This is a genomic window from Cellulophaga sp. L1A9 (assembly GCF_009797025.1).
Taxonomy (GTDB): Bacteria; Bacteroidota; Bacteroidia; order Flavobacteriales; family Flavobacteriaceae; genus Cellulophaga.
Genome location: NZ_CP047027.1, coordinates 2,868,182 through 2,883,220, shown reverse-complemented (window position 1 = coordinate 2,883,220; position 15,039 = coordinate 2,868,182). Strand labels below are relative to the sequence as shown.

General features: G+C 35.0%; 12 protein-coding genes. 9 read left to right on the top strand and 3 right to left on the bottom strand.

Translation table 11 applies throughout. From position 1 onward, the window contains the following. The first annotated feature begins 4 nt into the window (after positions 1 to 4). From GQR94_RS12550 to GQR94_RS12515, 9 genes are all read left to right on the top strand, one after another. Complete coding sequence (locus tag GQR94_RS12550; protein WP_158975826.1) at positions 5 to 688, top strand: phosphoribosylanthranilate isomerase; 684 nt, start codon at positions 5 to 7, stop codon at positions 686 to 688. A 75-nt stretch (positions 689 to 763) separates the two neighbouring features. Further along, a complete protein-coding gene (trpB, locus tag GQR94_RS12545; protein ID WP_158975825.1) occupies positions 764 to 1,945 on the top strand; it encodes a tryptophan synthase subunit beta in 1,182 nt (393 codons plus the stop codon). Between the two features lie 12 nt (positions 1,946 to 1,957). Further along, positions 1,958 to 2,719, top strand: coding sequence for a tryptophan synthase subunit alpha (trpA, locus tag GQR94_RS12540; RefSeq protein ID WP_158975824.1), 762 nt, complete (start codon positions 1,958 to 1,960; stop codon positions 2,717 to 2,719). 8 nt (positions 2,720 to 2,727) lie between these two features. Beyond that, positions 2,728 to 2,958 (top strand): hypothetical protein, encoded by a 231-nt coding sequence (locus GQR94_RS12535; protein ID WP_158975823.1) that lies wholly within the window; start codon positions 2,728 to 2,730, stop codon positions 2,956 to 2,958. A 65-nt stretch (positions 2,959 to 3,023) separates the two neighbouring features. Continuing rightward, positions 3,024 to 4,520 (top strand): M20/M25/M40 family metallo-hydrolase, encoded by a 1,497-nt coding sequence (locus GQR94_RS12530; protein ID WP_158975822.1) that lies wholly within the window; start codon positions 3,024 to 3,026, stop codon positions 4,518 to 4,520. A 95-nt stretch (positions 4,521 to 4,615) separates the two neighbouring features. Continuing rightward, positions 4,616 to 4,756, top strand: a complete 141-nt coding sequence (locus GQR94_RS22475) for a hypothetical protein (RefSeq protein WP_199271480.1) — start codon at positions 4,616 to 4,618, stop codon at positions 4,754 to 4,756. A 262-nt stretch (positions 4,757 to 5,018) separates the two neighbouring features. After that, the gene (locus GQR94_RS12525; protein ID WP_158975821.1) at positions 5,019 to 5,498 is read left to right on the top strand and encodes a DM13 domain-containing protein; all 480 of its coding nucleotides are present in this window, start codon (positions 5,019 to 5,021) and stop codon (positions 5,496 to 5,498) included. Between the two features lie 91 nt (positions 5,499 to 5,589). Beyond that, the gene (locus tag GQR94_RS12520; protein WP_158975820.1) at positions 5,590 to 6,450 is read left to right on the top strand and encodes a hypothetical protein; all 861 of its coding nucleotides are present in this window, start codon (positions 5,590 to 5,592) and stop codon (positions 6,448 to 6,450) included. A 232-nt stretch (positions 6,451 to 6,682) separates the two neighbouring features. Then, positions 6,683 to 8,104, top strand: a complete 1,422-nt coding sequence (locus GQR94_RS12515; protein WP_158975819.1) for a hypothetical protein — start codon at positions 6,683 to 6,685, stop codon at positions 8,102 to 8,104. Here GQR94_RS12515 and GQR94_RS12510 read toward each other — a convergent pair. The 3 genes from GQR94_RS12510 to GQR94_RS12500 form a co-directional block, all read right to left on the bottom strand. Then, a complete protein-coding gene (locus GQR94_RS12510; protein ID WP_158975818.1) occupies positions 8,101 to 8,778 on the bottom strand; it encodes a uracil-DNA glycosylase family protein in 678 nt (225 codons plus the stop codon). The two genes, GQR94_RS12515 and GQR94_RS12510, sit on opposite strands and share 4 nt — an antisense overlap. 69 nt (positions 8,779 to 8,847) lie before the next feature. Further along, positions 8,848 to 11,394, bottom strand: a complete 2,547-nt coding sequence (locus GQR94_RS12505; RefSeq protein WP_158975817.1) for a phosphoenolpyruvate carboxylase — start codon at positions 11,392 to 11,394, stop codon at positions 8,848 to 8,850. A 132-nt stretch (positions 11,395 to 11,526) separates the two neighbouring features. After that, positions 11,527 to 14,979 carry a pyruvate carboxylase gene (locus GQR94_RS12500; RefSeq protein ID WP_158975816.1) on the bottom strand — a complete coding sequence of 1,151 codons (3,453 nt, stop codon included), beginning with the start codon at positions 14,977 to 14,979 and terminating at the stop codon, positions 11,527 to 11,529. Positions 14,980 to 15,039 lie beyond the last annotated feature (60 nt).

The following is a 15,039-nucleotide window of genomic DNA, read 5'->3' as shown; positions in this document are numbered from 1 at the left end:
AAACATGACTGCTGATAAATACACCCTTGAAGATAAAGCCCCAACTACGTTAGAGCATCATCAATTAAAGTTGAAAATCTGTGGTATGAAATTTAATACTGCCAACGTTGCTGCTTTACAACCTGACTATTTAGGGTTCATCTTTTGGGAAAAATCAAAAAGAAATTTTGGCGGTATTCTTGAAGCTATTCCTCATAACATTAAAAAAGTAGGGGTTTTTGTTGATGCCACCATAGCTGAGATCTCTAGAAGAGTTCAGGATTATGATCTTTTAGCGGTACAGCTACATGGTCATGAATCACCTGATTTTTGTAAGGCCCTTAAGGAGGAAATTAAAACCATTGAAATTATAAAAGTATTTTCTATTAAAGATGAGTTTGACTTTACTGTTTTAGAAGCATTTGAAGAGGTAGCAGATTTCTACCTATTTGATACTAAAGGAAAACTCCCAGGCGGAAATGGCTATACTTTTGATTGGGATGTCCTAGAAAATTATCCATCGAAAAAGCCATACTTCTTAAGTGGTGGTATTGGGTTGGAGGAAGTAGAGCAATTAAAATCATTCTTAAAAATGCCAGCGTCTAAATACTGTCATGCTATAGATGTCAATAGTAAATTTGAAACTTCACCTGGTCTTAAGGATATTGCTCCCTTAGAAACATTGATAAAAAAATTGAAAAAAAACTAAAAATAAAGTTGAGTCTTGAGTATTCTGGATTAAAATAACAGCTTACTTTTTACGCCATACTAAATACTAATTCATATGAATTATAACGCAACTGAAAAAGGATATTACGGAGAATTTGGTGGTGCATACATTCCAGAAATGCTTTACCCTAATGTAGAAGAATTACGCCAGAACTACCTTAAAATAATGGCTGAACCAGATTTCAAGAAAGAGTTTGATCAGCTTTTGAAAGACTATGTAGGCAGACCTTCGCCTTTGTATTTCGCAAAGCGACTTTCAGAAAAATACAATACTAAGGTTTATTTAAAGCGTGAAGACTTAAACCATACAGGAGCTCACAAAGTAAATAATACGATTGGCCAAATATTGATGGCCAAACGCTTAAACAAAACCAGAATTATTGCTGAAACTGGCGCAGGACAACATGGTGTAGCAACTGCTACGGTTTGTGCTTTAATGGGAATGCAGTGTGTGGTGTATATGGGTGAAATAGATATTGCCCGCCAAGCACCAAACGTAGCACGTATGAAAATGTTGGGCGCTGAAGTTAGACCCGCATTGTCTGGTAGTAGAACCTTAAAAGATGCCACCAATGAAGCGATTCGTGATTGGATTAATAATCCAGTAGACACCCACTATATCATTGGTTCTGCTATTGGTCCGCACCCATACCCAGATATGGTTACGCGTTTTCAATCCATAATTTCTGAAGAAATAAAATGGCAATTAAAAGAAAAAGAAGGTCGTGAAAATCCTGATTATGTGGTTGCTTGCATTGGCGGGGGTAGTAATGCTGCAGGAACATATTATCACTTTCTACATGAACCAGAAGTTGGTATCATTGCAGTAGAAGCTGCTGGAAAAGGTATTAATTCTGGCGAAAGTGCCGCAACATCTGCCTTAGGTAAAGAAGGTGTTATTCATGGCTGCAAAACTTTATTAATGCAAACAAATGACGGACAGATTACAGAGCCGTATTCTATATCTGCAGGATTAGATTATCCAGGAGTTGGTCCGCTGCATGCGCACTTATATAAAACAGGAAGGGGAGAATTTTATTCCGCTACAGATGACGAAGCAATGACATCGGGCTTAGAACTAACCCAGCTAGAAGGAATTATTCCTGCTATAGAAACCAGTCATGCTTTAGCCATCTTTAAACACAGAACCTTTAAACCAGACGACGTTGTAGTCATCAGTCTATCTGGTCGTGGTGATAAGGATTTAGATAATTATATAAAATATTTCAATTTGTAAAAAAAAGTATCAATGAACAGAATAAATCAAAAAATGCAAGAGGACAAAAAACTCTTGTCTATATATTTTACTGCAGGATACCCTTCTTTAAACGATACGGTAAAAGTTATTCAAGACCTAGAAGCTAGTGGTATTGATATGATTGAAATAGGACTACCATTTAGTGATCCCCTAGCAGATGGCCCAACCATTCAAAACAGCTCTACTGCTGCTTTAAAAAATGGAATGACCACAAATTTACTTTTTAAGCAATTGAAAGACATCCGTAAATCGGTTTCTATTCCCTTAATCTTGATGGGCTACTTTAACCCCATGTTACAATATGGTGTAGAAGCCTTCTGTAAGAAATGTGCAGAAATAGGGATTGATGGGCTAATTATGCCAGATTTACCTTTAGATGTGTATCAGGAAGAATATGAAGCTATTTTCAAGAAATATGATTTAAAAAATATCTTCCTAATCACTCCACAAACAAGTGATGCCCGTATTCTACAAATTGATGCTGCTTCTGATGCTTTTATTTATATGGTGAGTACCGCAAGCGTAACAGGGTCTAAATCTGGGTTTGGTGAAGCACAAACTACTTATTTTAATCGTATTGGTGCTATGAACCTTAAAAACCCTCAAATTGTAGGTTTTGGAATTAATAATGCCGAAACATTCCAACAAGCAACAACACATGCCAAGGGAGCCATTATTGGTTCAGCTTTTATAAAACATCTGACAGAACATGGTGTAGCTACAATTTCAGAATTTGTGAGTAACATTAGATAACTGACACCATGAAAGAATTTTTAAACAGTTGGAAACTAATTATATTAGCCTGCTTTACACTTGGCTTAGCACCCTTTTTCCCTGAACCTCACTTATGGGGAAAACTAAAATGGATTGCTGGTGGAGCTATTGGTATGACTTTTAAGGACTGGTTTGATGTAGTTTTACATGGTTTACCTTTTATACTTTTAATACGATTAATTCTGATTGCATTATTTAAGAAAGAGGAACCTAAATAAAGCTAGTTTCTGATATAAAATCGATACATTTAATCTTACTTTTCAATAGAAATCAAAATTAGAGAATGAAGAAGATTATTATTTGCCTTTTAGCTATGGCAAGTGTAGCAATCAATGCGCAAGAAAAAGCCCAATTAGAATCTCAAATCAGACATAGTATTGACGAAATAAGAGATTTTGTTTCTATACCAAACAATGCTTCAGACCATGCTAACATTAATCGAAATTTAACTTGGTTAACTAAAAAATTTACGGAAAGAGGCTTTAATACTTCTATTTTACCTACCACAGGCGAATCCTTGTTTTTTGCAACACTACCAATAGTAGAAGGCAAACCAACAATTCTTTTCTATATGCATTTTGATGGTCAACCAGTAGATGCCTCTAAATGGGATCAAAAGGACCCGTACCAAGTAGTATTAAAATCTCAAGATGGCGAAACCTATAAAAATGAATTGTTTGAAGATTTAAATACTGATTTAAATGAAGAATGGCGTTTATTTGGGAGGTCCACATCAGACGACAAAGGCCCAATTGTAATGTTCCTTAATGCTTTCGATTTATTAAAAAAGAACGATACCACATTACCCTTTAATGTTAAAATCATTTTAGATAGCGAAGAAGAAAACGGCAGTAAGCCATTACCTAAAGCAGTCAAAGAATATAGAGAGTTACTAGAAGCCAATTTTTTAATTATTAATGACGGTCCTGTTCACAGTTCAGGGAAACCAACAATTGTTTATGGATGTAGAGGAATAACCACAATGAGCCTTACTACATACGGCCCTATAACACCTCAGCATAGCGGACATTACGGTAATTATGCACCAAACCCTGGGTTTCAACTTTCAAAATTGTTAGCAAGCATGAAAGACAAAGATGGAAAGGTGACTATAGCTGGGTACTATGATGGTATTACCATCAATGAAGAAACCATGAACATTCTTAAAAATGTTCCTGATGATGCTGCAAGTATCAATAATAATTTACAAATAAAAGCGCCTGAAAAAGTAGGCTCTTTTTATCAAGAAGCTTTACAGTACCCTTCATTAAACATTAGAGGTTTATCTTCTGGATGGACAGGTGCAGAAGTTAGAACAATTATCCCTGAGCGCGCTACAGCAGAATTAGACCTACGTCTTGTTCCAGAATCTGATGGGATTAAATTAAAAGAATTGATAAAAAAACATATTCAGAATCAAGGATATTTTATCACTTCAAAAGAGCCAACTAAAGAGGAGCGTTTAGCCTATAACAAAATCATAAAAATTACGGAAAGCGGTGTTACCGATGCATTTAGAACAGACCTTAACAACACTTATGGGAATTTTATTTTAAAAAATCTCAAAGAAAAATTTCAAGAAGATGTGGTTCAAATTCGTATTATGGGAGGTACGGTACCTATTGCTCCTTTTATTAATGAATTAAAGATTCCGGCCTTTATTGTTCCCGTGGTAAACCCTGATAACAACCAACACAGTCCGAATGAGAATTTAAAAATTAGTCAGATCGGCTATGGTATTCGCACATTTTACAGTTTGTTATCTACTCCTTTAGAATAGCCTTAACAAGACTATAACAAAGCTTTACAATAGCCTTAACGGAGAATAGAGCAGCTTCTCTATACCTTGTAGTTCAACATATAAAAGATAAAACTATGGGAGTTATAGATGATAAAAGATTAAAAAGAAAAGTAGAACAAACAAATCCTACGAACCCAACAGGGAATACGAGCCAAACAACAAATAGGTTTGATATTGAAAAGGATACCATAAAAGAACAGCAAAACAAGAAATAACAATAGTTCACTTGTTTTCAAAAGCCACAAATTCAAAATTGAATTTGTGGCTTTTTTTTATGCCTATTCAGATCTAAACTACTCAACATCAAACCTCCAAACAATCCTTACAACTAAAATTTAAGACCATAATTCTTTCTTTATAAATCTGTGATAATTCCGTGATTTCTTACCTATAAGTTTGCACCTGTAGAATCGGAAGAGCTAAGAACTCAAGGCGATTGTCGTAAATCAATTTAAATAATTAAAAATCAAATTTATTATGAAAAAAGGAATCTTATTAATTTCAAAAGTAGCATTAGTATCTGTATTTATTTTAACAACTAGTTGTTCTAGCGATGACGACGCAGAAACAATCGTTGAAACGGTAACAATAGATTCATCGTTACCAAACGGAACTTTAGTAGCTTCAAGATCAGGTTCATTCGTAGCAGAAAGCGGAACACCAACTGCGGGAACTGCCGAATTAGGTATTGATGATGATAGCACTAGCTTTATCCATTTTGAAAATGATTTCACAACAGAATTAGGAACAGGTACCGTTGGTATCTTTTTATCTACATCAGCTGTATATACTCCTGATCCAGCAAATGGAAACCCAGAGCTTATGCTAATTGGTAACGTAAATGCCAATGGTGAAAAATTCATCAAATTATCAGAAGCTCCAGAGGCGAAATACACGCATATAATTCTATGGTGTGCTACTGCTAATATTCCTTTTGGTAACGCAGAATTAAACTAATTACAATTTTTAGGTTGCACCTTTGTCTGGCTACCGGAAATTATTCTTGTAGCTCTTCAAAGGTGTTCTTTTAAAAAATAAAAAAGCAGCTATGAAAAATATACTATTAATAAGCTTTATATTATTCTTGATAACATTTAAAAGTAACGCACAAAGTGGTTGGACTAGGGAAGCTAAAGGGTTTTATGGTCAAGTTACTGCTTCTACTTTTTCTTCACACGATTATTACACGACCACAGGAGCCCTCTCTGATCAAGGTAGTACATTTAACAGCCAAAGCCTTTCATTATATGGTGAGTATGGTATAACAAATCGTTTTACAAGCATCTTATCCATCCCCGCACTTGTTTTAAATAATTTCAGCACCACGGAAACCGTTGCAGGTGTAGGAAGTATTAAACTAGGTTTTAAATATAAAATATTCAAAGAAAGTCCCATTGCTATACAAGTTGATTTTGACATCCCTACTAATGATGGCGTCAACTTTGCGACAGCAAAAGAAGCTGATGATTTTGGACAGATAAACACTATAAACCTACCTACTTCTGATGGTGAGTTTAACATATGGACAAATATCATTGCCTCACATTCTTTTCCAAACGGAAAAACTTATGGTAGCATTTATTCTGGTGTAAACTTTAGAACTGAATCCTTCAGTAATCAGTTTCAAGCTGGAGCAGAATTGGGTCACCTATTTTTAGATAAATTTTATCTTATCGGAAAACTAAAAATTCAAGAAAAATTAGATTCAAAAGATAATGGCAATCAAAACGCATCGTTCTTATATGGCGAAGGAACTACATTTACCTCATTTGCCTTTAATGGTGTATACAAACTAAACGAGAAATATAGTGTAGTTGCAGAATACTCTGATTATACAGACCTATTAGTAAGTAGAAAAAATATTTATGATGGTGCCACTTTTTCACTTGGCCTATCTGTTGAATTTTAATATAGCACGTGATAGATTTTATACTAAAAACCCCAAAATTAATACTATTAAATTCTGGGGTTTTATAGTTATAACGGCCTACCTTATTGATCCATTTAAAAAAATAATCTATTTAATTATTTGATTATCAGCAATTAAAATATCCCGAAAGTATCACAGTAAGTTTAACTCCGCGTGATTTTATAACCGAATAGGTTCACTTCATTTGTATTAACCTAAAAATATAAGAAAAATGAAAAAAATCTATTTAATTACAAGCATGATTCTCGCCTTGGCATTTACTAGTTGTGATGACGATGATGACAATCAAGAACTTCAGATAATTCCTGCAGCCGGTTCTATCGCCGGTGGTCCTTTTACCTTTTGTGTAGATGGTGTAGCAGATATGGTAAGCGGTATAACTGTAGACGACTCCGATGCCATGGGGACCAATAGTACTTGGGTTATTACAGATGATCAAGGAAATATCTTAGGCCTACCACCAACCGTAGCGGATGTAGAAGGTGTAGATTTTGACGCTGCTGGAGCTGGTGTATGTTTTATCTGGTATTTACGCTATGAAGACGGCTTAACTGGCGCTGAAGTAGGCATGAACACAGCTAACTTAAACGGAACGTTTGATCTTTCTAATTCAATAATGGTAACTAGAAATAAAACGAACGCAGGTGTATTAACTGGTGGTCCTTATGAATTTACCGTGGACGGAACACCTGATATGGTTACAGGGTTAAGTTTAGATAGTAGTGATTCTAGCGGAAGTAATAGTATTTATGTAATTACAGACGCAGATGGAAACATCCTAGGAATGCCACCAACATTAGAGGCTGTAGAAGGAGTAGATTTTGATGCTGCAGGTGCTGGTGTTTGCTTTATTTGGTATTTACGCTATGAAGATGGATTAACAGGTGCTGAAGTGGGTATGAATGCAAATGATCTAGAGGGATGTTTTAGCCTTTCAAATTCAGTTATGGTTACTAGAACGCAAGGAGTTAATGCAGGAGTACTAACTGGTGGCCCTTATGAATTTTGTATTGATGGAACTGCTGATATGGTTTCAGGAATCTCTTTAGATAGTGCACATGTATCTGGTGAGAATAATTCTTGGATCATTACAGATGATCAAGGAAATATCTTAGGATTACCGCCAACTCTAGAAGCTGTTGAAGGTGTCAATTTTGATGGTGCTGGTGCTGGGGTTTGTTTCATATGGCATCTAAGTTATAACGGTAGCATTACTGGAGCAGAAGTAGGCATGAATGCAAATGATTTAGAAGGAGATTTTGACCTATCTAACGCCTTATCGGTAACTAGAAGTAAGACAGAAGCTGGTGTGCTTTCTGGCGGTCCTTATAACTTTACCATCGATGGAACATCAGATTTCGTTTCTGGGATTACCTTAGACGCTACTGATGTGAGTGGATCATTGAGCACCTACGTGATAACAGATAGTGATGGCAAAATTTTAGGCATGCCTCCTACATTGGAAGCTGTTGAAGGTGTCGATTTTGATGGCGCAGGAGTTGGCGTATGTTTAATCTGGTATTTACGTTATGAAGACGGATTAACAGGTGCCGAAGTTGGCATGAATGCAAATGATTTAGATGGATGCTTTGATTTATCTAATGCAATAACGGTAAACAGAACAATGCCTTAAACATCGTTTTTTAAAAATTGTCTATACTGTAAAACCCGGAAATCAATGGTATTGAATTCCGGGTTTTTACTTTTCATCATTTTATAAGCATCCAAACCACCCACAGCTCTATTGGCTGCTCCTGATGGTGCCGTTAAGGATACTGTTTTAATACATCTTTCTCCCAAATGAAACTGATGGATGCGCGGCACAATATCAGACAAGACTTCAAACTTTAATTGCTGCTCTTTTAAGTGCTTTCTAAAAAAATATTCTGGTCCGTTTTTACTATTTCCTCCTGTAAATAATAAGGTATCTACATTAGGGTATTGTTTTAGATACCCAATAAGATTACGTAATTTAATGTTCTGCATTCCTAAATCGGAGGCATCAATCTTTATGCGCTCTGCACTTTCTACAATATCACAAATGCCTATTTTTTGTCGTCTTAAAAATTCTTGTCTTTGTTGTACTGCTGTCTCCGAATTTTCAAACAATAAATCCAGTTCAAAAATTCGATCTAAAATAGGCCATAATTGCCCATCTCTACTACCATAACAAAAATTTACATCTCCTTCTTTTAACGCTCCCATCGTAAACCTTGGTGGAGGCAATGTACCCACAATTAGCTTCGTTGCATCTTGAAACAGGAAGGGTTCATAGGGATGGGTGTGAAGAAATACTTTTTTAGACATGGCTTAAAGATAAAAAACCTGTACCCTTTAAAAGGCTACAGGTTTAAATAAAATTATAAATCAGTACGATTAAGCTGAATTACGACTCGCATTAATATTTCCATAAAGCGAACGTGTTACTATTTTTTCATACAATTCCTTAAATGTAGATTCTTCACCTATTTTTTGTAATGCATACTGCTGGATCACTAACAATGGCAACACAATATTCTCACGAATTTTAATAGATTCGCGTGAAATAGCTTCTTTTTCCATTAAAATTTCCATCCCTGAAATTTCTAAAAGCATCTCTTTAGAAAGGTCATATTCATTTTTAAGAATGATCCAGAAATCGCCATATTCCTCATCTTCTCTCATGTACGCCGTTAATTCAAAATAACATTTAGATAAAGCCATCATACTATTAGACATTAAAGCTCTAAATACGGGTACGTTTTCATAAAGGCCTTTTACCTCTTCCATCCTACCTTTATCTTTCATAGTCTTAATCGCCGTTCCTAGTCCAAAATATCCAGGAACATTTTGTTTTAACTGACTCCAAGAACCTACAAAAGAAATAGCCCTAAGATCTGAAAGTTCTAATTTAGCTTTATTACCACGTTTGCCAGGTCTACTTCCTATGTTTGCTTTAGTATAATATTTAAGCGTGCTCATATTCTCTAAATACGACATAAACTTATCGTGATGCTTAAGGGCATCATACTTTTCAAAACTTAAATCAGATAGTTGCTCAATAAGCTGTCTTTGATCTTTAGTGATTACATTTTTATCACCATAAAAACTATTAGACAACCCTGCAGTTAAGAGCTGCTCACAATTATAAACAAACTGTTCTTTGGTACCATAGGTACTTGTAATTGTTTGCCCTTGTATCGTTAATTGAATTTCATTATTAGCAATATCTTTAGTTTGTGCTGCGTAAAAACGGTGTGTTTTTCCTCCACCACGTGCTGGTGGGCCACCACGACCATCAAAGAAAATGGCTTTAATGTTGTTTTTAGCACACACTCCGGATAAGCTTTCTTTTGTTTTCAAGATAGACCAGTTGGCTTTTAAATACCCACCATCTTTGGTTCCATCCGAAAACCCTAACATCATGGTTTGTTTTTCTGAACGTTGTTTCACATGTGCCATATACTCTGGCATATCAAACAAGCGCTGCATGATTACTTCAGATTCTTCCATCCCTTTCATTGTTTCGAAAAGAGGAACAATATCAAAACTTATTTTTTTCGCATCCCATCCACACCATCTAAATAATGCAAATACAAATAATACAGAAAAAATATCTTCAGAGTTACTGATGATATAACGATTACAGCCATCCTCACCATTCTTTTCCTGAATAGATTTTAGTTGCAAGACATTCTTAATTGTTTCTTGGGTAATATCTTCATTGTAATCAAAAATCTTCAACTTAAGCTTTTCATGTAAAAGAATATCGATTAGTTCTTTCTCAGAAAGCTCATCTAAACTTTCTTTAATTAAACCGTTTCTTGTCAATATTTCTGTAATCACCGTAGTATGCATGCTGTGATCCTGACGGATATCAAGTGTAGCAAAATGCGTTTTAAATATCTTCACTTTATCTATAAAATGATCAAGCTCCTCTAGATATAAGGAATGATACCTTTCTACTAAAACAGTTCTTATGTGTGTTAATGGAGAAATGATTTCTTGATAGCCTACCCGTTTCTTTGGGTTAAACATGGCAGTATACAGACTAGCTCTTAACTTATTAATATCATCTTGAAGACCACTAAACGTAAGTTTCTTTTGAAGCTTTTTTAAATCGTTGTAATAACATTTCATTAATGTAATACGCAATTCATCTGCTACATCATTAGTAATATCTGCTGTAACGAATGGATTACCATCACGATCACCTCCAGGCCAGAAACCTAATTTCATGATGTTGTAGTTCTCAAATTCTGAATTATTGATATTACTTTTTAAGTATGCATATAGCTCTCCTACGGCATCATAATACACATTACGTAAGATATAGATGATGTTTTTAGCTTCATCTAACGGCGTAGGCTTCTTAGAATTAATTAAAGAAGTAAGTCCCAATTGCTGCAGGATGATATCAATATCATCTATTTTATCTTCTAGAATAAGTGTTCTTAGTTCTGTAATGATATCTAAAATAGCGGGAGTATAAAACTGTGTCGGGTGCGCTGTTAATACTAAACGCGCACTAAAATTAGACAAATGATCTGAAATTTTATCCCAACTCTTATTCTTATCAACCAACTCAAAATAATCCTTAATTGCTAGATTATTGCTATGCTTATATATTTTCGGAAATGCTGCATCCTCAACACTATCATACAATACCACTTGACGTTCTACATATTGAATGATGCGAAACATAAAATCAATTCGTTCTTTTTCTGAATCTATCGCCATAAAATTCTCAAAGAAAGCCTCTAAAATTTCTTTCGGATTCTGCCCAGATTTCAATCCTTTTTGACATTGATCTAACATTAAAGGAAGAACCATGCCCACATTTTCTATATTTCGGTAAGGCAAGTTTAAAAACAAACTATTGTAAACATTAAACTTATTGTTTACCGATTTCTTAAATTCTTCTAAGCGCTGTACTTCTTTCATATATTATAGCTAACTAAACGTAAAAATTCTTTTTATCACTTCATTTAAATCTGCCCTCATTTTAATTGGCAGACTTAGAAAATTCCCTTTAGCTAAAGTAGAGAAAGGGAATTATACTTTATACTTAAACCTTTATTTTAATGTTAAGACCAAATCTTCAGAATTTACCAAAGACCCCCCTGACAATTGAACACTCTCTACAACTCCTTCTTCTGTAGCCGTAACCGTAGTTTCCATTTTCATGGCTTCAATAACAAATAAAGGCTGGTTCCGTTTTACTTCTTGTCCTTTCTTTACCAAAACAGTAGATAATAAACCTTGCAAAGGTGCACCTATTTGTTTAACATTTTCAGCATCTGCTTTTGTATTTTCAACTTTCGTAACTTTTACAGAAGTATCTTTTACCACCACATTACGCAATTGCCCATTTACTTTAAAATAAATACTCACATTACCAGATTCATCTGGTTCTCCTTTTAACATTAAAGAGATAAGGACATTTTTACCCCGATCTAATTCTACCATAATCTCTTCTCCAATTTCCATCCCGTAGAAGAAATTTTTGGTAGGTATATTCATTACGTTACCATATTTTACATGATTATTATATGCATCTGTAAATACCTTTGGATATAATTTATAAGATAAGAAATCTGTGATCTCAAGATCTCTACCCATTCCTTTTTTAAACTTTCTTTTAAAAGATTTAAACTCTTTATCAAAATCTATAGGTTCTAAATGAGCGTTTGGTCTTTCGGTATACGGAATTTCATCTTTTAGGATGATTTTCTGTAGCTCTTTTGGAAACCCACCAACAGGTTGTCCTAAATCTCCTCTAAAGAAACTCTTTACTGATTCTGGGAATGAAATATCTTCTCCTTTGGTCAATACATCATCAACAGTTAAACTGTTACTGATCATGTATTGCGCCATATCACCTACTACTTTAGAGCTCGGCGTTACTTTGATAACATCACCAAAAAGCTGATTTACTTCACCATACATTTTAGTAATCTCAGGGAATTTATCTTCCAAACCTAAAGCAATGGCTTGTCCTTTTAAGTTGGAGTATTGCCCTCCAGGGATTTCATGCGTATACACTTCTCCTGTTCCTGATTTTAAACCTGACTCAAAAGTATAGTAGTAATTACGTACCGTCTCCCAATAGTTAGAATACTCCGCTAATTTTTCCGTATTTAAAATATTTGCTCTTTCTGTAAAACGAAGCATTTCAACCACCGAATTAAAATTAGGCTGTGAGGTTAAACCTGATAATCCACCTAAAGCAACATCAACAACATCTACACCCGCTTCTACTGCTTTTAAATACATTGCCGCTTGTGTTGATGATGTATCGTGGGTATGTAAATGTATTGGGATATTGATTTCAGATTTTAAAGCAGAAATCAATTCATAGGCAGCATAAGGTTTTAACAAACCTGCCATATCTTTTACGCCTAAAATATGCGCCCCAGCATTTTCAATATCTTTTGCTAATTGAACGTAATATTTTAAATCGTACTTCGTTTTGGATTTATCTAATATATCTCCAGTATAACAAAGAGAACCCTCTGCCAGTCCATCTGTTTTTGTTCTCACATGTTCAATGCAAGGTGCAATAGATTTCATCCAATTTAAGGAATCGAAAATCCTAAACACATCAACTCCAGTTTCCCAGGATTGCTCTACAAACTTCTGAATTAAATTATCGGGATATGCGGTATACCCAACTCCGTTAGAGCCTCTAATCAGCATTTGCAATAATACATTTGGCATTGCCTTACGTAAACTCGCTAAACGTTCCCAAGGGTTTTCTTGTAAAAAGCGCAAGCAAACATCAAAAGTAGCACCACCCCAAACTTCCATACTGAAAATTTCTGGATGATTTTTAGCATAACCTTCTGCTACTTTCATCATATCAACAGTACGCATCCGTGTTGCCAACAAACTTTGGTGTGCATCGCGCATAGTCGTGTCTGTAAAATGAACTTTCTTTTCATTTTTTAGCCACTCCGAGAATTTCTCTGGTCCTAATTCCGTCAATAAGTCTTTTGTCCCTTTTGGGTACGGATCAAATTTTGGGTATGCAGGAATTATAGGTTTTGAAAATACATGCTTAGGATCTTTCTTTTTTACATCAGGATTGCCATTGACAATAACATCACCTAAAAAGTGTACTAATTTATTCGCACGATCTCGAGGCTCTACAAATTCGAAAAGTTTGGGTTCATTTTTAATAAAATTAACCGTAACATCACCATCTCTAAAGGTCTGATGTTTTAAAATATTATCTAAGAAAGCCATATTGGTTTTTACACCACGAATACGGAATTCTGCTAATGCTCTACGCATTTTTCTACAAGAGCCATCTAAAGTTCTACTAATTGCAGATACTTTTACCAACATAGAATCAAAGAATGGAGAAATCACCACCCCTTGATATACGCTACCTGCATCTAAACGAATCCCCAGACCGGATGCACTACGATAGGTAGTTACCACTCCATAATCTGGTTTAAAGTCATTTGCAGGATCTTCTGTAGTAATTCTACATTGCAACGCATACCCCGTTACTTTTACAGATTCCTGACTTTCTATTTTTATTTGTTGATCTGATAATTTGTAACCGCCAGCAATAAAAATTTGCGTTTTAATCAAATCGATATTAGTAATCATTTCTGTTACCGTATGCTCTACCTGAACTCTTGGGTTTACTTCAATAAAATAGATGCTACCATCATCATCTACCAAAAATTCTACCGTACCAATATTATTATAGTTTACCGCTTTACAAATATTAATAGCATACGTATACAGGCTATCTAATGTTTCTTGCGGCAATCCAAAAGAAGGTGCAAATTCTATTACTTTTTGGTAGCGACGTTGCACCGAACAATCCCGTTCATACAAATGCACTATGTTCCCATGTAAATCGGCTACAATTTGTATTTCTATATGCTTCGGATTTTCTACAAATTTTTCTAAGAAAACCGTGTCATCGCCAAAAGCATTTAAGGATTCTCTTCGAGCTTCAGGAAATCCTTTTATTAATTCGTCTTCAGTTCTAATTACCCGAATTCCGCGACCTCCACCACCAGACGCAGCTTTCAACATTACAGGAAAACCAATACGTTTGGCTTCAGACAGTGCAATTTCAACCGTTACTAAGTCTTTATCACTACTTTGTATTACCGGAATATGATTAGCAACAGCAACCTCTTTTGCCATAATCTTATCTCCTAAAGCTTTTAAAACAGAAACTTTAGGTCCTATAAAAATGATCCCATTATCCTCACAGGCTTGCGCAAATTTGGCATTTTCAGATAAAAAACCGTAACCAGGGTGAATGGCATCAATATCATTGTCTTTTGCCACTTTTATAATGGCATCAATATCTAAGTATGGTTTTAAAGGCTCGTTCTCTTCTCCAATTTGGTAGCACTCATCTGCCTTATACCTATGTAAAGAATACCGATCTTCATAGGTGTAAATCCCAACTGTTTTTATACCTATTTCTACACAAGCTCTAAAAATACGAATTGCTATTTCTCCCCTATTTGCTACTAAAACCTTTTTGATTTCCATGTAATTCTCTGTGGTTAGTTTTTTTTAATAAAAAATGTTTAGATTTTACGTGAAACGCAA